The 17,720-nt window shown below is 71.8% G+C and carries 15 protein-coding genes; 5 read left to right on the top strand and 10 right to left on the bottom strand.

Annotated elements, in window-relative coordinates; all coding sequences use genetic code 11:
* Positions 1-65: 65 nt before the first annotated feature.
* From AB0K10_RS13845 to AB0K10_RS13835, 3 genes are all read right to left on the bottom strand, one after another.
* Positions 66-1,172 carry a pyridoxal-phosphate dependent enzyme gene (locus AB0K10_RS13845; RefSeq protein ID WP_363683189.1) on the bottom strand — a complete coding sequence of 369 codons (1,107 nt, stop codon included), beginning with the start codon at positions 1,170-1,172 and terminating at the stop codon, positions 66-68.
* Between the two features lie 45 nt (positions 1,173-1,217).
* Entirely contained in the window at positions 1,218-1,859 is a 642-nt protein-coding gene (gene lipB, locus AB0K10_RS13840) for a lipoyl(octanoyl) transferase LipB (RefSeq protein WP_358102335.1), read from the bottom strand.
* Between the two features lie 61 nt (positions 1,860-1,920).
* The gene (locus AB0K10_RS13835) at positions 1,921-3,747 is read right to left on the bottom strand and encodes a DUF2079 domain-containing protein (RefSeq protein WP_363683187.1); all 1,827 of its coding nucleotides are present in this window, start codon (positions 3,745-3,747) and stop codon (positions 1,921-1,923) included.
* A gap of 212 nt (positions 3,748-3,959) precedes the next feature.
* Between AB0K10_RS13835 and AB0K10_RS13830 the strand changes: the two genes are divergently transcribed.
* Positions 3,960-5,207 carry a PHB depolymerase family esterase gene (locus AB0K10_RS13830; protein WP_363683185.1) on the top strand — a complete coding sequence of 416 codons (1,248 nt, stop codon included), beginning with the start codon at positions 3,960-3,962 and terminating at the stop codon, positions 5,205-5,207.
* 83 nt (positions 5,208-5,290) lie between these two features.
* Here the strand turns inward: AB0K10_RS13830 and AB0K10_RS13825 are convergent, their stop codons facing one another.
* Positions 5,291-6,190, bottom strand: a complete 900-nt coding sequence (locus AB0K10_RS13825; RefSeq protein WP_363683183.1) for a TIGR01777 family oxidoreductase — start codon at positions 6,188-6,190, stop codon at positions 5,291-5,293.
* Positions 6,191-6,311: 121 nt separating this feature from the next.
* Entirely contained in the window at positions 6,312-7,310 is a 999-nt protein-coding gene (locus AB0K10_RS13820) for an aldo/keto reductase (protein ID WP_363683181.1), read from the bottom strand.
* 60 nt (positions 7,311-7,370) lie between these two features.
* Between AB0K10_RS13820 and AB0K10_RS13815 the strand changes: the two genes are divergently transcribed.
* Positions 7,371-7,790 carry a MerR family transcriptional regulator gene (locus AB0K10_RS13815; protein ID WP_363683179.1) on the top strand — a complete coding sequence of 140 codons (420 nt, stop codon included), beginning with the start codon at positions 7,371-7,373 and terminating at the stop codon, positions 7,788-7,790.
* On the opposite strand, the gene AB0K10_RS13810 is transcribed toward AB0K10_RS13815, so the two are convergent.
* Both AB0K10_RS13810 and AB0K10_RS13805 read right to left on the bottom strand, forming a co-directional pair.
* Positions 7,780-8,304, bottom strand: coding sequence for a hemerythrin domain-containing protein (locus tag AB0K10_RS13810; protein ID WP_363683627.1), 525 nt, complete (start codon positions 8,302-8,304; stop codon positions 7,780-7,782). The two genes, AB0K10_RS13815 and AB0K10_RS13810, sit on opposite strands and share 11 nt — an antisense overlap.
* Positions 8,305-8,365: 61 nt before the next feature.
* Positions 8,366-9,703, bottom strand: coding sequence for a low temperature requirement protein A (locus AB0K10_RS13805; RefSeq protein WP_363683177.1), 1,338 nt, complete (start codon positions 9,701-9,703; stop codon positions 8,366-8,368).
* A gap of 153 nt (positions 9,704-9,856) precedes the next feature.
* Between AB0K10_RS13805 and AB0K10_RS13800 the strand changes: the two genes are divergently transcribed.
* Entirely contained in the window at positions 9,857-10,792 is a 936-nt protein-coding gene (locus tag AB0K10_RS13800) for an SDR family NAD(P)-dependent oxidoreductase (protein WP_363683175.1), read from the top strand.
* 62 nt (positions 10,793-10,854) lie between these two features.
* Here AB0K10_RS13800 and sucB read toward each other — a convergent pair whose 3' ends face one another.
* Together sucB and lpdA are read right to left on the bottom strand one after the other, a co-directional pair.
* Positions 10,855-12,699, bottom strand: a complete 1,845-nt coding sequence (sucB, locus tag AB0K10_RS13795; protein WP_363683173.1) for a 2-oxoglutarate dehydrogenase, E2 component, dihydrolipoamide succinyltransferase — start codon at positions 12,697-12,699, stop codon at positions 10,855-10,857.
* A 67-nt stretch (positions 12,700-12,766) separates the two neighbouring features.
* Positions 12,767-14,158 (bottom strand): dihydrolipoyl dehydrogenase, encoded by a 1,392-nt coding sequence (gene lpdA, locus AB0K10_RS13790; RefSeq protein ID WP_363683171.1) that lies wholly within the window; start codon positions 14,156-14,158, stop codon positions 12,767-12,769.
* A 177-nt stretch (positions 14,159-14,335) separates the two neighbouring features.
* Here lpdA and AB0K10_RS13785 point away from each other — a divergent pair, with 177 nt between their 5' ends.
* Positions 14,336-14,665 carry a hypothetical protein gene (locus AB0K10_RS13785; RefSeq protein WP_007463244.1) on the top strand — a complete coding sequence of 110 codons (330 nt, stop codon included), beginning with the start codon at positions 14,336-14,338 and terminating at the stop codon, positions 14,663-14,665.
* A gap of 48 nt (positions 14,666-14,713) precedes the next feature.
* On the opposite strand, the gene AB0K10_RS13780 is transcribed toward AB0K10_RS13785, so the two are convergent.
* Positions 14,714-16,288 carry a leucyl aminopeptidase gene (locus tag AB0K10_RS13780; RefSeq protein WP_363683169.1) on the bottom strand — a complete coding sequence of 525 codons (1,575 nt, stop codon included), beginning with the start codon at positions 16,286-16,288 and terminating at the stop codon, positions 14,714-14,716.
* A 162-nt stretch (positions 16,289-16,450) separates the two neighbouring features.
* On the opposite strand from AB0K10_RS13780, the gene gcvT reads away from it, so the two are divergent.
* Positions 16,451-17,635: a glycine cleavage system aminomethyltransferase GcvT gene (gene gcvT, locus AB0K10_RS13775; RefSeq protein WP_363683167.1), complete on the top strand. Its 1,185-nt coding sequence runs from the start codon at positions 16,451-16,453 to the stop codon at positions 17,633-17,635.
* Positions 17,636-17,720: the final 85 nt, after the last annotated feature.

Genomic DNA, 17,720 nt, shown 5'->3' with positions numbered 1-17,720 from the left:
TACGACGCCGGCCTGTGCGCCGGGGGGCGGTGATCCATGGCGCGCTTGCCTCGTCGCCAGGGCTGTCACAGCCCCTTGAACAGGTGGGAGGTCGTGATCAGGACGGTCCGGTCGCCAGCCGTGATGGCGTCGCGTCGCCGCAGGAGGTCGTAGGCGGCCAACACGGTGCAGCTGCTGATCTCCCAGGTGTGCCCGTGTCGGCTCGCCCGCTCGTACCACCTGGTTGCCACGTCTTCCCGCACCACCACGGCGCTGCCCGCGCTACGGGTCACCGCGGCGTGGGCCTGGACTGTCGTGCTGTCCCCGGCGATCGAGTGGAGGCTTCCGGCGCTGTCGGGAAAGCGCGCGGTGATGTCCCGGCCGGCGAGCACGGCTGACAACCGGGGGAATGGTTCGACCAGATGGAGGCGCGGCACGGGCCCGCCCGTCAGGGCGGACCACTGGACGAACCCGAGGTGGACGCCCCACGCCAGGTCGCCACGGCTCGACGGGATCACCACATGGTCCACCCCGGCGGGAACGGCGGCTGCGATCTCCCAGGCGACGGCCTTGTAGCCCTCGATCCCGAAACAGCTACTGCCGATGACGATGTCGGCGACGTTGGAGACGGCGAGCGTGTCGGGACGGTCGGCCGCCTCCCTGACGTACCGAATGCGTTCCTCGTCGGTGTCGAAGGTGCGCAGGTCAGCTCCGAGCCCGCGCAGCGGCGCCGCGAGCGATTCGGGCAGCCAGGTGAAGCCGGCCACCTCGGCCCGGAGGCCGACGGCGGCGGCGAAGGCGGCGGTCGCCAGCCCGGCGTTACCTGACGATCCGACGACGACGCGCTCGTAGCCCGACGCCTTCGCGTGGGTCACCGCCATCGCCGCGAACCGGTCCTTGTGGGATCCGGTCGGATTCGCCGCCTCGTTCTTGACGAGCACTCCGTCGAGCCAGGGCAGCGGGAACAGCGGCGTGCGCCCCTGGCCCAGATCCGGAACGACCGGGTACGGCAGCAGTTGGTCCTGGCGGACCGCCTCGGCGGGGTACCGGCAGAACAGGTTCGAGCCGTGGCCCGCTGCCGCGCAGGAGGGGCACCCGAGCGAGTAGTCGCCCACCGGATGCCGGGTGCCGCATCGGATGCATTCGAGGGCCGTGACGGCGGTACCGCTCGGCGGTCGTACCGCGTCCGTCATGTCACGTCACCGACGCGCGGGTGCGTTCGTCGGCCGGTGCCGCAGTCAGACCTCGACGAGGGTGGACAGCCGGCGCTCGACCACCGGGAGCACGTCGGCGACGGTGATCGGGCGGCCCAGCTCGGCGGTGAGCGAGGTGACTCCCGCGTCGCGGATGCCGCACGGCACGATCCGGTCGAAGTACGTCAGGTCGCAGTCGCAGTTGATCGAGAAGCCGTGCAGGGTGACGCCCCGGGCCACCCGGATGCCGATGGCGGCCACCTTGCGGGCCGGCCCACGGTCGTCCTCGGGCACCCAGACTCCGCTGCGCCCCTCGACCCGGCCGGCGGCCAGCCCGAACTCGGCGCACACGTCGATGAGCAGCTCCTCGGTGCGGCGGACGTACGCGACCACGTCCACCGGGTCGGGCAGCCGCAGGATCGGGTAGCCGACGAGCTGCCCCGGCCCGTGCCAGGTGATCTTGCCGCCCCGGTCCACGTCGACGACCGGGGTGCCGTCCACGGGCCGATCCCAGGGCTCGGTGCGCTTGCCCGCGGTGTAGACGCTCGGGTGCTCCAGCAGCAGCACGGTGTCGCCGCGCTCGCCGGCCACCACCGACTCGTGCAGTCGCCGCTGCTCGTCCCAGGCGGCCTGGTAGTCGAGCAGGCCGGCACGGACGGCCGTCAGGCCGGAGGTCGTCGTCGTCACGGCGTCCAGCCTAGTCCGGCCGACGGCTCAGATCCCTCGTGAGCCACCTCACCGGGGCCGGTCAGGCCGGCGGGACGCGCCAGAGCCACACGTCGTCGATCCGTTGCGGCTCGCCGAACAGGGCGGTGGCGGTACGCCGGACAGCCGCCTCGTCGACACCGAACTTCGCGCCGTGCACCTGGTCGGCGAGGACCACCGTCTCGATCCGCCAGTGCCGCAGGTCCGCTTGGACCTCACGGATCGTGCCGTCGGTGACGATCGGCACCAGCCCGGTGCGGCCGGCCTGGTCCATGAGCGCGCTCAGGGTGCGCGGCACCGGGCCGATCCGGCCCCGCCCGTCCGGGCCGCCGGGGCCGAGGAAGAAGCCGCCGGGGATCGTGAACTCGCCCTGCCGGTGCGACAGCGCGTACGCCTGCCAGCGCTGCCCGTCCGGGTAGATGTCCACGGTCAACGGCACCGGCGTCAGCACCCTGCCCGGCGAGACGTACTCGCGCCAGGTGCCGGCCGTGATGAAGTGCGGGATCGGCTCCCGCTCGCGGGTCAGCAGCGGGGTGGGCAGCAGCGGCAGCAGGGCCACCGCGAACCCCAGCGACCACGCCAGCTCCGTCGAACGGTGCCGGGGCGGCGCGGCCCGCAACTGATCCAGGGTGTACGCCAGCAGCACCCCGATCACCGGCGCCACCACCAGGGCCAGCCGGGCGGGCAGCGCGGCGTTCACCACCGGCAGCTGTCCGAGCACGTCGAACGGCATGGGCAGGTCCGTACGCCGCCCGTCGATCTTCGCCACCGGCCCGAAGGACAGCACCGTGAAGATCACCGCGACGACGCCCAGCGCCCAGAGGACGGCGCGGCGGCCGGGGTCGGCGCGTCGCCAGAGCGCGACGAAGCAGACCACTGTGAGCACGAGCAGCGGAATCCCGAAGAAGGAGTTCTCCTCGGTGGGGTTCGGCGCCAGCGCGGTGCCCAGCCCGACCTCCCCGGCCAGGGAGCGGCGCGGGAACGCGGCGAAGGCGGCGATGTCCTCGGAGTGGATCACCGGGTCGAAGCCGGTGCCGTGGAACCGTTGCGGCCCGGCGAAGTGCAGCCACAGCGGGTACGACAGCAGCACGCCGGCGACCACCGCGGTCACCCCGAGCCCGCGCACGAAGGTGGGCAGGGCGGCTCGGGCCTCGGCGCGGTGGGCCGGGTGCAGCGCCCAGACGGCGACGAACACGCCGAGCGCGAGAGCGGCGAAGAACAGGCCCTCGGCGGCGATCGAGAAGGCCACCGCCACCAGCACCCCCAGGATCACCCCGTCGCGCAGCCAGTGCCCGGGGCGGCGCAGCGCGAACAGCCGCCAGATCAGCAGCGGCACCAGCCAGCCGGCGGTCCAGTTCAGGTGGGCGTTGGCGTGCGAGACCATGCCGGGGGAGTAGGCGATGAACAGGCCGCCCACGCCGGCGGCGAGGCGGCTGCGCACCAGGTGCCGGGACAGCAGCCAGTACCAGGCCAGCGCGGTGGCGAGCAGGTTCAGGGTGAGGATCACCAGGAACGTCGCCGGTGGCCCGACGAGGTACGTGAGCGGGGCGAAGACCACCGCGTACACCGTGATCGAGGTGTTGACCGCGAGGTTCACGCCGTCCGGGACGTTGATCAGGTACGTGAAGAAGGGGTTCTCCCCGTGGGTGACCGCGTGCCCGCCGAAGGCCAGCAGCCACTCGAAGAGCGCCTGGTCGCTGGAGTTGACGGTGATCGTGCGTACGTTCGGGTCCCGCCACAGGCCGCTGGTCACCCAGACGGCGAGCGCGAGCGCCACGAGCACGACGATCAGGTCGGCCCGTCGGTCCTGACGGGCGCGCGGTGGCGACGCTGGTGCGGGCCCGGTGGCCAGCGACGGGGAGGAGGGCACGCAGCGGACGTTACCAACCGGACCTGGACGAGCCGGTCAGACCGGCGGTTGTTGTCGGCTCCGCTGCCCTCGCGACGGGCGCGGTTCGTCGTACACAACGGCTGCCGTGAATGTGTGACTGTGCCCCATGTCATAGCGGCGACACGTCGTCGTAACGTCTCGGCAACTCGACCGTGACCCAGTTCACAGTCTGCCCCTCTCAGGAGGCCGCCGTGCGCCGCTCCCCATCCACCCTCAACCGCCTGATCGGTGCGGTCGCCGGGCTCGTCCTCGCCGCGGCGGGCGCGCTCGCCCTCGCCACACCCGCCCAGGCCGCCACGCTCACCCAGGTCACCGGGTTCGGCTCCAACCCGGGCAACCTCGTCATGTACGCCTACCGACCGGACAACCTGCCGGCCAACTCCCCGGCCGTGGTCCTGCTGCACGGGTGCGTCCAGAACGCCTCCGGCTACTTCGCGAACTCGGGCTGGCAGAAGTACGCCGACCAGTGGAAGTTCGCACTGATCGTCGCCCAGCAGCCCTCCGGCAACAACGCCAACTCCTGCTTCAACTTCTTCGAGAGCGGCGACACCACCCGGGGTCAGGGCGAGGCACTGTCGATCAAGCAGATGGTCGACCACGCCAAGGCGAACTTCGCTGTCGACGGCTCCCGGGTCTTCGTCAGCGGCCTCTCCGCGGGCGGGGCGATGAGCGCCGTCATGCTGGCCACCTACCCGGACGTCTTCGCCGCCGGATCGATCATCGCGGGCATCCCGTACCGCTGCGCCACCAGCATGGTCAACGCGTTCAGCTGCATGAACCCGGGCACCGACAAGACCCCGGCGGCCTGGGGCGACCTGGTCCGTGGCGCCTACTCCGGCTACACCGGCCCGCGCCCCCGGGTGGCCATCTGGCACGGCACGTCGGACACCACCGTCACACCGCTCAACGGCACCGAGTCCCGCGACCAGTGGACAAACGTGCGGGGGATCTCGCAGACCCCTACCAGCACGTCGTCGCTGCCCGGCAACACCAGCCTCGAGGTGTACGGCAACGACGAGGTACGCCTCTACCGCGTCTCCGGGATGGGCCACGGCACCCCGGTCGATCCGGGCTCGGCGGCGGACCAGTGCGGCACCGCTGCCGCGTACTTCCTGGACACCATCTGCTCGACGTACCGCGACGCGCTCTTCTTCGGCCTGAACGGCGGCGGCAGCACCCCCACCCCGACGGCCACCCCCACCGCAAGCCCGACGCCGACCGCAAGCCCGACGCCAACCCCGACCCCGACGCCGACTCCCACCGCCCAGCCGACCTGCGTGACCGCGAGCAACTACGCGCACGTGGTGGCCGGGCGTGCCTACCAGTCCGGCGGCTACGCCTACGCCAACGGCTCCAACCAGCGCATGGGCCTCTACAACACCTTCTACACCAGCACCCTCAAGCAGACCGCCCCCAACTACTGGGTGATCGGCTGCTGACCCCTCGGCCACCTGCGTTGATCATGAAGTTATTGCCACGACACGCCGAGGTGAGTGGCAATAACTTCATGATCAGCGCGGGTCTAGGCGTGCAGGGCTGCCTGGAGGGCCTCGGGGAGGGTGGGGTGCTGGTAGGGGAAGTTGGCCCTTTTTAGGACTGCGGGGTGGACTCTCGTGCTGGTCAGGGCCTCGTGGGCGAAGCCGCCGAGCGCCACCTTCAGGGCCAGCGCGGGGATCGGGATGATCGCCGGCCGGTGCAGTTGCCGGGCCAGCTCCCGGGTGAACTCGGCGTTGGTCACCGGATGCGGACCCACCACGTTGACCGGGCCGGCGATGTCGTCGTGGGCCAGCAGGAAGACTGTCGCGTCCAGCCAGTCGGCCATCGAGATCCACGGCAGCCACTGCCGGCCACTGCCCAGCCGCCCGGCGATGCCCAGCTTGAACGGCAGCAGTTGCGGCTTGAGCAAACCACCGTCGCGGTCCAGGGGCAGGCCGGTGCGCAGTCGCACCACGCGTACGCCGGCGTCCTCGGCCGGACGGGTCGCGGCCTCCCAGACCCGGCAGACGTCGGCCAGGAAACCCTCGCCGGCGGGCGCGTCCTCCTCGACGACCCGGTCGCCGGTGTTGCCGTACCAGCCGACGGCCGACGAGTTGAGCAGGGCTCGGGGACGGTCGGCGGCCGGCAGCCCGGCGATCGTCGTCGCGAGTGTGCTGCTGCTGTCCACCCGGCTGGTGCGGATGAGCCGCCGGTAGTCGTCGTTCCAGCGCTTGTCGCCGACGCCCGCGCCGGCCAGGTTGATGACGGCGTCCGACCCGGCGACCGCGGCCGGGTCGAGCTGGCCGGCCGCCGGGTCCCACTGTCGCTCCCGCGGGTCGCGCGGTGCCCGACGAACGAGCCGGGTGACCTCGTGCCCGTCCACGGAGAGCCGGTCGCCCAGCCGGGTGCCGAGAAAGCCGGACGCGCCGGCCAGAAGGATCCGCATGTCCTTATCTTCGTCGAAAACGCCACCTCCGGACGCGCCCCGGCCCCACTCCTCGCCGATCCCGCACAACGTGTCGCCGTTCTGCCCGGCCAGCACGGGCGCGATCGGCGAGGTGGGTCGGTCAGGCCGTGGGCACGGGGCGCAGGTCGGTGAGGAGGCGCTCCACCTCGGCGTACGCCTCGGGGGGTAGCGGGCCCAGGGTCAGGCTTGCCAGGTTCTCGTCGGCCTGGGCCACCGTGCGGAGGCCGGGAATCGGCACCGTACGCGGGCTGCGAGCCAGCAGCCAGCCCAGCGCGCCCTGGGCGAGAGTCCGGCCGTCCGCGGTGAGCGCCGCGCGGACCTGCTCGACCCGTGCCGCCCAGCGAGGTGTGGGCCGGCCGTCGGTGAACCACTGCAACCACTCCGGTGCGCGACCGCGTACGTCGTCCGCACCGAGCGCCCGGGTCGAGCCGGTGAGCAGTCCCATCGCCAGTGGCCCCCGGTTGAGGCTCGCCAGGTCGAACTTGTCGCAGACGGCGAGGACCGCGGCGTTGTCGCTCAGCACCGACTCGTCGTGCTGGATGACGGCGCAGCGCGCCCCGGCCGCCGCGAACGCCTCCGCCGACTCCGGGTTGTCGGTGCTCCAGCCGTACGCCCGGATCTTGCCCTGGTCGACCAGGTCCTCCAGGGTGCCGACCAGGTCGAGCGCGGCGGGCACGGGCAGTTCGTTGATGTGCAGTTGGTAGAGGTCCACGTGGTCGGTGCCGAGCCGCCGCAGCGAGTCCTCCAGACTGCGCACGGCGAACGCCGGGCTGGCGTCGGTGCCCCGCGCTCGCCGGGTGGCCTCGTCGCTGACGTTGCCGAACTTGGTGGCGATCACCGCCTCGGCCCGGCGACCCGCCAGGGCCCGACCGAGGATGCGCTCGCTGTGCCCGGCGCCGTAGTTGCTGGCCGTGTCGAACAGGGTCACTCCGAGATCGAGAGCCCGATGGATGGTACGGATCGACTCGTCGTCGTCCACCTCTCCCCAACCGAACGGCTGACCGTCGTCACCCCAGAGCGGGCCGCCGATCGCCCAGCACCCCATCCCGATCGCGCTCACCTCGATGCCGCTGCGTCCCAGCGTTCGTGTCGTCGTCATGCGGACCAGCCTCCAACCTGGAGTGCGCTCCAGGTCAAGGGGTGGCTACCATCGGCGGGCATGACCGGTTACGCCCCCGCGGAGGCCGCTCGGCGCAGCGGCTTCAGTCTGGACACGCTGCGGTACTACGAGAAGATCGGCCTGCTGGCCGACGTCACTCGAACAGCAGGTGGCCAGCGTGTCTTCACCGACGACGACCTGAGCTGGCTGGTGCTCTTCCGCTGCCTGCGCGACACCGGGATGCCGATCGCCCAGATGTGCCGGTACGCGGCTCTGGCCCGCGAGGGTGAGCACACCTTCGGCGAGCGCCGTGAGCTGCTGGAACAGCACGCTGCTCGGGTCGAGGAGCAGATGCTCCTGCTGAGCCGCCAGTACGAGCACCTCCGGGAGAAGATCCGCTTCTACGAGCGGCTGCCCGGGCCGGCACCCGAAACGGCGCAGCCCACCGCCACCCGGTCCGGCCCCGCCGTCAGCCGGTGACCTGCCCCGGCACGGTCAGTCCGAGGAGTTCCTCGGCCGTCCCGGGCCGGCCGGTCAGCGCGTTCAGTGCGGAGACCAGCCGCTTCTCCTCGTAGCGGAAGTGCGACTCGAGCAGGGCGGCCAGGCCGTCCAGCTCGCCGCGTACCTGGACGAGTGGCACCGCCGCGTCGCCGGCGAGCAGCGCCTCAACCCGCTCCAGGATCCCCGCCACCACCTCGTGGTCGACGATCAGGTTGGCCAGGACCGGCCGCAGCTCGGGAACCTCGTCGGCCAGGACCCGGAACGCCCCGGCGTCCTCACCTGTGTGATGGCGGCCGAGTGCGGCGCAGAAGGTCAGACAGTGGGCCCGCAGGTCTCGCGACGGGCGGGCGTCGCCGAGGCTTTCCCGCAGGCGGGCCAGTTCCGCGCGGAGCCAGAGGTGGATCTCGATCATCTGATTGCCGACGGCGGCGAGCCGGTCGGCCGGTGAACCTGTCGGGTGCACGTTCGTCCCATGCTGTCCCCGCGCCTCCATGCCCACGGCGGCCTTCGTGCCGGGTACACCGCGACGCTGCGCCGGAGTCTATCCGAACCGATCACGGCGTGGTCGGCTCGTCGGTCTCCCGGACGTCGTGCCAGCGCGCCCGCCAGGCGGCCTCGTGGGCCTCGTGGCTGGTCCGCTCCTGGAAGACGGCGGCCCGCAACGCGTGCCGGGATTCCGACATCACCATCACCTCCACGGCCACCAGTGCCACGCAGATCACCGTCGCGAGGGTGAGCGCGCCCAGCGCCGGCAGGTGCTGGCCGACCGGGAGGGCCGCCGTGAGCACCACGATCACGCCGACGCGGGTCCAGCTGACGGTGTGCAGGGTGCGCAACTGGAACAACATGTTGACGGCGAAGTAGCAGATCAACCCGCCGAAGAGCATCGGCACGGCTGGTCCCTCCGCCTTCTCGGCGATCCCGCCGGCCGGGTCAGTGATCTTGTGCAGGATCTCCTCGTTGCCGATGGAGAAGAGGATCACCCCGGCGATCATCGGCAGGTAGAGGTATGCGTACGCGTCGCGGGCCATGGCCACCCGCGGGCCACCCTCCGCCGCGTGCAGGGCGATCCGGGCGGCCGGCCCGATGAAGTCGAAGTGTGCCCACCACAGGGCGGCCGTGACCACGATGCCGAGCGCCGCGGCGGCCACCGCCGGCCAGGTCACCGGCTTGCCGAGCAGGTTGCCACCCACGCCGGTGGAGATGATGGACTCGCCCAACGCGATGATCAGGATGAGGTCGTAGCGCTCCGTCCAGTGCTCGGCGCTCGTCACCCCCCAGCCCCAGGTGCCGACGATGAAGCCGGTGGCGTACTGCACCACCACCACGGTGATCCACAGGCCGTCGCGGACCAGCGCAGCCCGGCCGGGGTCGTCGATCAGGGTCGGGAGCAGCGCGGCGGCCAGCAGCAACACGATGCTCACCGCCAGTTCCGGGGCGAAGCGCCGCAGTTGCCGCCGCTCCTGCGGGCTGTCCCGCACCACGTGCTGATAGAGGATCCAGTGGATGCCGCGGACCACGACGTAGCTGACGGCCACCAGCATCGGGCCGGCGGCGCCGGCCTGCGGGTCGCTGAACGCCTGCGGCAGGGCCAGCGCGAACGAGAACAGGGCGGCCATCGAAACCACCATCAGCACCGGGACGTAGCCCTCACCGAGCCGGACCCGGGTGGCGACCAGGCTGTGCACCACCCAGATCCACCAGAGCACGGCGAGCACCAGGGCGGCGTGCAGCAGTTGCCGGCCGGAGATGTTGGCGGCGGTCGCCCGGGTGATGATGAAGAACGAGAAGACGAAGACCAGGTCGAAGAAGACCTCGAACTTGTCCACCCGGGCACCGGGAGCAATCGGGACGGCCGGTCCCAGTTGTCCACCCCGCCGGTAGCCGCCCACGGTCCCACTCTGGCAGCGTCCGGCCTGCTCGGAGGCCCGAACAGGGATGGCGACGGTGTCCGGAGTTACCTCCGGTCCGGCTCGGGAAACACCGGGACCACGGCCTCCGGCAGCGGGCCGGTCGGTCCGAGCCACCCTGGACAAGGATGGATCATGACGACGAACAACCCGATCACCACCTCGTTCGCCCATACCTCCACGGCCATGGACGTGATCCGGGGCGTGGACCTCGTCCGGCGGCGGGCCATCGTCACCGGCGGTTCGTCAGGCATCGGCGTGGAGACCGCCCGTGCCCTGGCCAGCGCCGGCGCGGAGGTCACCCTGGCCGTCCGCAACCCGGACGCCGGCCAGCAGGCCGCCGACGACGTCACGGCCAGCACCGGCAACGACCGGGTCATGGTCGCGCCGCTCGATCTCGCCGACCAGGGGTCCGTCGCCGACTTCGTCGCCAACTGGGACGGTCCGCTGCACATCCTGGTCAACAACGCCGGCATCATGGCCGCGCCCCTGAGCCGAACCCCGCAGGGCTGGGAGATGCAGTTCGCCACCAACCACCTCGGGCACTTCGCGCTCGCCACCGGGCTACGCCCGGCACTCGCCGCCGCCGACGGGGCCCGGATCGTCTCGGTCAGCTCCGCCGCCCACCTGCGCTCGCCGGTGGTCTTCGACGACATCCAGTACGACAAGCGGGAGTACGAGCCGTGGCAGGCGTACGGGCAGTCGAAGACGGCAAACGTGCTGTTCGCCGTGCAGGCTTCCCGGCTCTGGGCCGACGACGGCATCTTCGCCAACTCGCTGATGCCGGGCGCGATCCGCACCAACCTCCAGCGCTACGTCAGCGAGGAGGAGCTGAACCGCTTGCGCGCGGGCAACGCGGCGACCTGGAAGACCGTGGAACAGGGTGCCGCCACCTCGGTGCTGGTCGCGGCCTCGCCGCTGCTCGACGGTGTGGGCGGGCGCTACTTCGAGGACTGTCAGGAGGCCGCTCCGGCCCAGCCCGGCGGGCGGACGGGAGTCGCGGCGTACGCGCTGGACCCGGAGGCTGCCGAGCGGCTCTGGAAGGTCTCGACGACGCTGCTCAAGAGCTGAGGACCGCAAACGAAAGGGCGCCCCGGTCGACGACCGGGGCGCCCTCTACGCGTTGAGCTGGATCAGGACAGGCCCAGCTCCGACTCGAAGTTGCCGCCCTCCAGCCGCTCCTTGACCGCGGTCAGGAAGCGGGCCGCGTCGGCGCCGTCGATCAGCCGGTGGTCGTAGGACATGGCCAGGTAGACCATCGACCGGACCGCGATGACCTCGCCCAGCTCCGGGTCGTTGACCACGACCGGCCGCTTGACCACAGCACCCGTGCCGAGCATCGCCGACTGCGGCGACGGCACGATCGGGGTGTCGAACAGAGCGCCCCGGCTGCCCGTGTTGGTGAGCGTGAAGGTCGCCCCGGCCATCTCGTCCGGGGTGATCTTGTTGGCCCGGGTGCGCTCGGCCAGGTCGGCGATCCGCTTGGCGATGCCGCCCATGTTGAGGTCACCGGCGTTGTGGATGACCGGCACGAGCAGTCCGCGCTCGGTGTCCACGGCGATGCCGAGGTGCTCGGCGGCCGGGTAGCTGATCGTGCCGCCCTCCAGGTCCATGCTGGCCTGGATGATCGGGTACGTCTGGAGCGCCTCGATGGCGGCGAGCGCGAAGAACGGCAGGAAGGACAGCTTCACGCCGTGCTTGGCCTGGAACGACTCCTTGGCCTGGACCCGCAGCTTGGCGACCTTGGTGACGTCGACCTCGACGACGGTGGTCAACTGCGCCGTCTCGTGCAGCGACTGCTGCATCCGCTTGGCGATGGTCGCACGGATGCGCGGCAGCTTCTCCGTGGTGCCCCGCTTGTTGCTCGGCTGCGGCTTCGCGGCCGGCTTCGCGGCGGCGGCCGACGGCGCGGCGGCGGGCTGTGCTGCCGGAGCCGGCGCGGCCTTGGCGGCCTTCGCCTTCTCGGCCGCGTCGAGGACGTCCTGCTTGCGGATCCGGCCACCCACGCCGGTGCCGTTGAGCGAGCCCAGGTCGACACCGTGCTCACTGGCCAGCTTGCGGACCAGCGGAGTGACGTAACCGGCGGCCTCCTCGCCGCCACCCTGCGCCGGGGCGGACGGGCGCTGCGGCGCGGCGGTCGGCGCGGCCGGCTGCGAAGCCTGCTCGGTCTTCGCCGGCTGCGCCGAGGTCTCGGTTTCCGCGGCCGGCTCGTTGTACGACATGCCCGGGGTGGGCTCCTCGACCTTCGGCGTCGGCTTCGGCTCGGCCTTCGGCGTCGGCGCGGCCTCCGCCTTCGGCTCGGGCTTCGGCTCGGGCTTCGCCTGGGCGGGGGCGCCACCGGCGGCGCCGATGATCGCCAGGTCGGCGCCGACGTCGGCGGTCTCGTCCTCGGCGACCTTGATCTCCAGAACCGTGCCGGCGACCGGCGACGGGATCTCCGTGTCCACCTTGTCGGTGGAGACCTCCAGCAGCGGCTCGTCCACCTCGATGGTGTCGCCGACCTGCTTGAGCCAGCGGGTGACCGTACCCTCGGTGACGCTCTCACCCAGGGCCGGCATCTTCACCGCGGTGCCCTCGCCCGACGACGCGGCGGCCGGAGCCGGCGTCTCGGCCGGGGCCTCATCCTGCGCCACCTCGTCGGCGGTGCCCTCGGCGGCGGCGGTCGGCTCGGCGGCCGGCTCCACCGACTCGGCCGGGGCCTGCTCCTGCGGCGCAGCCTCGCCGCCACCGGTCGACTCGCCCTCACCGGCGATGACGGCCAGCTCGCTGCCGACCTCGGCGGTCTCGTCCTCGCCGACCACGATCCGGCTCAGCACGCCCGCCGCGGGCGACGGGATCTCGGTGTCGACCTTGTCGGTCGAGACCTCGAGCAGGGGCTCGTCGACCTCGACCGTGTCGCCCTCCTGCTTGAGCCAGCGCGTGACGGTGCCCTCGGTGACGCTCTCGCCGAGCCGGGGCATGGTGACCGATACCGGCATGTTCTCCAGACTCCTTCATTCCCCTTGGGGGATCTTCGCCCGTCGCCGGACGCCGCGGTTTGGGTGATCAGGCGTGCGCGTGCAGCGGCTTGCCGGCGAGGGCCAGGTGCGCCTCGCCCAGGGCCTCGTTCTGGGTCGGGTGGGCGTGCACGAGCTGGGCGACCTCGGCCGGGTACGCCTCCCAGTTGTAGATGAGCTGCGCCTCGCCGATCAGCTCACCCACCCGGGCGCCGACCATGTGGACGCCGACGACGGGGCCGTCCTCGACCCGGACCAGCTTCACGAAGCCGGTGGTCTTGAGGATCTGGCTCTTGCCGTTGCCGCCGAGCGGGTAGTTGTACGCCTGGACCTTGTCGGCGCCGTACTGCTCCTTGGCCTTCGCCTCGGTGAGGCCCACCGACGCCAGCTCCGGGTCACAGTAGGTGACGCGCGGGATGCCAACCTCGTCGATGACGGCCGGGGTCTGCCCGGCGATCTCCTCGGCGACGAAGATGCCCTGCTGGAAGCCCCGGTGCGCGAGCTGGAGGCCGGGCACGATGTCGCCTACGGCGTAGACGTTCGGCACGCTGGTGCGCAGCCGCTCGTCGGTCAGCACGTAGCCGCGGTCCATCTTCACGCCCTGCTCCTCGTACCCGAGGTTGGCGGTGTTCGGGCCGCGACCGACGGCGACAAGCAGCAGCTCCGCCTCGACGGTCTCGCCGCCGGAGATGGTCAGCTTGACGCCGTTCTCGGTCTTCTCGACCTTCTCGAACGGCTTGCCGACCTTGAAGTTGATCTTCCGCTTGCGGAAGGCCCGCTCCAGCGCCTTCGACGACTCCTCGTCCTCGGCGGCGACCAGCCGGGGCAGCGCCTCGACGATCGTCACGTCAACACCGAAGGACTTCCACACGCTGGCGAACTCGACGCCGATCACGCCGCCACCGAGCACGATCACCGACGACGGCACCCGGTCCATCGTGAGGGCGTGGTCGCTGGTGATGATCCGCTCGCCGTCGACCTCCAGGCCGGGCAGGCTCTTCGCGTACGAGCCGGAGGCCAGGACGATGTTGCGGCCGGTGTAGCGCTTGCCGTCCACCTCGACCACGTTCTTGCCGACCAGCTTGCCGTGGCCCTCGACGATGGTGATCGCCTTGTTGGTCTTCAACATGCCCTGCAGGCCCTTGTACAGCCGGGCGATCACGCCGTCCTTGTACGAGTTGACCCCGGCCATGTCGATGCCGATCAGCTCGGCCTTCACACCGAACTGCTCCGACTCGCGGGCCTGGTCGGCGATCTCCGCCGCGTGCAGCAGGGCCTTGGTCGGGATGCAGCCGTTGTGCAGGCAGGTGCCCCCGAGCTTGCCCTTCTCGACCAGCGCGACGGACAGGTCCAGCTGGGCGGCGCGCAGCGCGGTCGCGTAGCCGCCGCTGCCACCTCCGAGGATGACGATGTCGAAGGTCGCTTCGTTCGGCTCGCTCACGTCCAACTCCCAGGTCGCGTCGCTGCATCGGGGGTCACGAGGTGTAACACGGACACACCCCACCTCGGTCATCTTGTCACCACCGGGCACAGGGTGCGTAGTGAGGTGCCCAACGACACGTCATCGACACGTACCCTTGGCACCGTTGTCGATGACGCAGGGTGGGGGAGAGGTTCGGTGGGGTTGTTCCGGCGCCGGAAGCAGGCGCGTGTGCTGAGCCACGACCGCGCGGCCGATCGCGGCGATCTGGACCATCTCGAGAACTTCATCCGCAGTCGGCGCGGTGTCGAGGCGTTCATCGAGCCCCGGACGACTGTCACCGAGACCACTGTCATCCTGATCGCCGACGACGGGGAGTGGACGCGCCGCCGCATCGACGGCCCGGACGGCGCGCGGCGCTTCGCGTACCGGATGGGCATTCCGGTGTACGACGTCCGGCTGATGGGCTACCCGCAGCGGATGCGCGACTTCAACGAGCGCCGCAAGCGCCGACCCGAGCGGTATTGAGCAACGCCGAGGGGCCCCCGGGTAGGGGGCCCCTCGGTCGTACGTCCGTCAGCCGTTGGCGGCGACGTCCTCGACGAGCTGCACCAGGGTGCGGACCGGCACGCCGGTGCCGCCCTTGGTCCAGTAGCCGGTCGGCTCACCCGAGTGGTAGCCCGGCCCGGCGATGTCGATGTGCGCCCACGCCACGTCGTCGGCCACGAACTCGCGCAGGAACACGCCGCCCTGCAGCATGTGCCCGGCGCGGTCCATCCCCGCGTTGATCTGCGAGATGTCCGCCACGTCGGAGTCCATGCCCTTGCGCACGTCGTCCGGCAGCGGCATCGGCCAGGCGGGCTCGCCGACCGCGTCGCCGACCGTACGGACCCGCTCGCACAGCTCGGGGGTGCCCATCACGCCGGCCACCCGCTTGCCCAGCGCGATCACCTGACCGCCGGTCAGGGTGGAGGTCTCGAACAGGTAGTCGGTGCCGTCCTCGCAGGCGCGGGCGATGGCGTCGGCCAGGACCATCCGGCCCTCGGCGTCGGTGTTGAGCACCTCCACCTTCTTGCCGCTGTACATGCTGATCACGTCGCCCGGCCGGTAGCTGGCGCCCGACGGCATGTTCTCGGCCATCGGCAGGTACCCGCTGACCGCCACCGCCGGCTTCAGCGCGGCGATCGCCAGCATGGCCGCGCCCACCGCGGCGGCGCCCGCCATGTCGGACTTCATCTCCCACATGCCTGCCGCCGGCTTGATCGAGATGCCACCGGTGTCGAAGGTGATCCCCTTGCCGACAAGCGCGACCCGCTTGCCGTTGCCGCCGTCCTGCGGGGTGTAGGTGAGCTTCACCAGCCGCGGCGGGGCCTCCGAGCCCTGCCCGACAGCGATGATGCCGCCGTACCCGCCCGCGGCCAGCGCCGCCTCGTCCAGCACCTCGACACCGAGGCCCGCGTCACGGGCGGCGGCGGCCACGGCGTCGGCGAACGACGGGGGCCGCAGCTCGTTCGGGGCGGTGTTCACCCAGTCCCGGCTGAGCCGGACCGCGCCGGCGACCGCCTGCGCGCGGGTGATCTCGGCCTGGGCGCCCGCGTCGGCGGCGTCCGGAACGGCGATCAGCACCTCGGCCACCGGCTCCCGCCGGGTCGGCTGCGGCCGGGTCTTGTAGCCGGCGAACCGGTACCCGCCGAGCAGCGCGCCCTCGGCGACCGCGCGCAGCGCGGCCGGCGCGTCCGCGTCGTCGGGCAGCGGCATGCTCAGCGCCACTCTCGGGGCGCCGGCCAGGGCCCGGACCGCCGCGCCGGCAGCGCGACGCAGCGTCTCCGGCGCCGGGGCGGCACCCGTCGGTTCCGGGCCGAGCCCGACCGCGACGACCAGCGGGGCGGTGACGGTGCCCAGCGTGGCCAGCTTGACGACCTCACCCGGCCCACCGGTCGCGCCGAGCAGCGCGAGCGTCTCGGTCAGCTTGCCGTCGAAGGCGACGGCGATGCTCTCCGCGCCGCTGGCGAGCAACAGGGCGCCGGCGAGGCCATTGGTGGCGGCCTGCTCTCCCGTCTGGCTGTGCACGCCGATCACGATCGCGTCGACGGCGAGCTCGGCCGGGTCGGTGTCGACCAGGCTCAGGGTGGTGGTGCGGGGTGATGTCACTGAAGCTACTCCGGGCGGGCCGGGCCGGTCGCGACGTCGCGTACCAGCGGTGAAGGTCTCCGGCGGAACCTACCCGCCGGACGTCAGGGCTGTCCCGTCGATCACGCCAACGGGGTCCCGCCGATGCTAACCAGCGGGGGTACCCCCGGTAAGTTGCCACCCATGACCGACGTGACCTCCGACGCCGCCGCGACCCGGCTGCGTCGTTCCCCGCTGCACGAGCGGCACACCGCCGCCGGCGCCAAGTTCGCCCCCTTCGGGGGCTGGGAGATGCCGCTGGAGTACGCCGGCGGCGGGGTGCTCAAGGAGCACACCGCGGTGCGTACGGCGGTGGGGGTCTTCGACGTGTCCCACCTCGGCAAGGCCCGGGTGACGGGCCCCGGCGCGGCCGAGTTCGTCAACTCCTGCCTCAGCAACGACCTGCGCCGCATCGGCCCCGGCCGAGCGCAGTACACGCTGTGCTGCGACGACGCCACCGGCGGCGTGGTGGACGACATCATCGCCTACCTGTACGCCGACGATCACGTCTTCCTCATCCCGAACGCCGCGAACACCGCCGAGGTGGTGCGCCGGCTGCGCGCCGCCGCCCCGGAACGGATCACCGTCACCGACGAGCACGAGGCGTACGCGGTGCTGGCCGTGCAGGGCCCCCGATCGGGCGAACTGCTCGCCGCCCTCGGCCTGCCCACCGAGCACGGCTACATGAGCTTCGACGCCGCCAGCCTCACCGCCGGCCCGGCCGCTGGTTCCGCCGCTGGTTCCGCCGCCGCCGCTGGTTCCGCCGCCGTGGAGCTGACCGTCTGCCGGACCGGCTACACCGGGGAGTTGGGCTACGAGCTGGTCGTGCCTGCCGAGCACGCGGTGGCCGTGTGGGACGCGCTCTTCACCGCCGGCGAGGCGTTCGACCTGCGCGCCTGCGGGCTGGCCGCCCGGGACACCCTGCGTACCGAGATGGGCTACCCGCTGCACGGGCAGGACCTCTCGCTGGACATCACGCCGGTGCAGGCCCGCTCGGGCTGGGCGGTCGGCTGGGACAAGCCGGCCTTCTGGGGCCGTGACGCGCTGCTCGCCGAGAAGGCCGCCGGCCCCCGCCGTACGCTGCGCGGTCTGGTGGCCGTCGACCGCGCCATCCCCCGCCCCGGCATGACTCTGCACGTGGGCGACAAGCAGGTCGGCACGGTGACCAGCGGCACCTTCTCCCCGACCCGCAAGCAGGGCATCGCCCTGGCCCTGTTGGACACCGACGCCCAACTGGCCGACGGCGACCAGGTCGAGATCGACATCCGAGGCCGCCGAGCCCCCCTGACCCTGACAAAACCCCCCTTCGTAACCCCCTCAGTCCACTAACCCCCACCCACCCCACCCACCCACCCCCGGCCCGCCGCCCACCCCCCGCCCCCCCACCCCCCACCTGCGGTGATCATGAAGTTGT

This window comes from Micromonospora sp. NPDC049274, assembly GCF_040678875.1.
In the GTDB taxonomy this organism is placed as follows: domain Bacteria; phylum Actinomycetota; class Actinomycetes; order Mycobacteriales; family Micromonosporaceae; genus Micromonospora.
The sequence above is the reverse complement of the archived record's forward strand: the minus strand, read 5'-3'. Positions and strand labels throughout refer to the sequence as shown.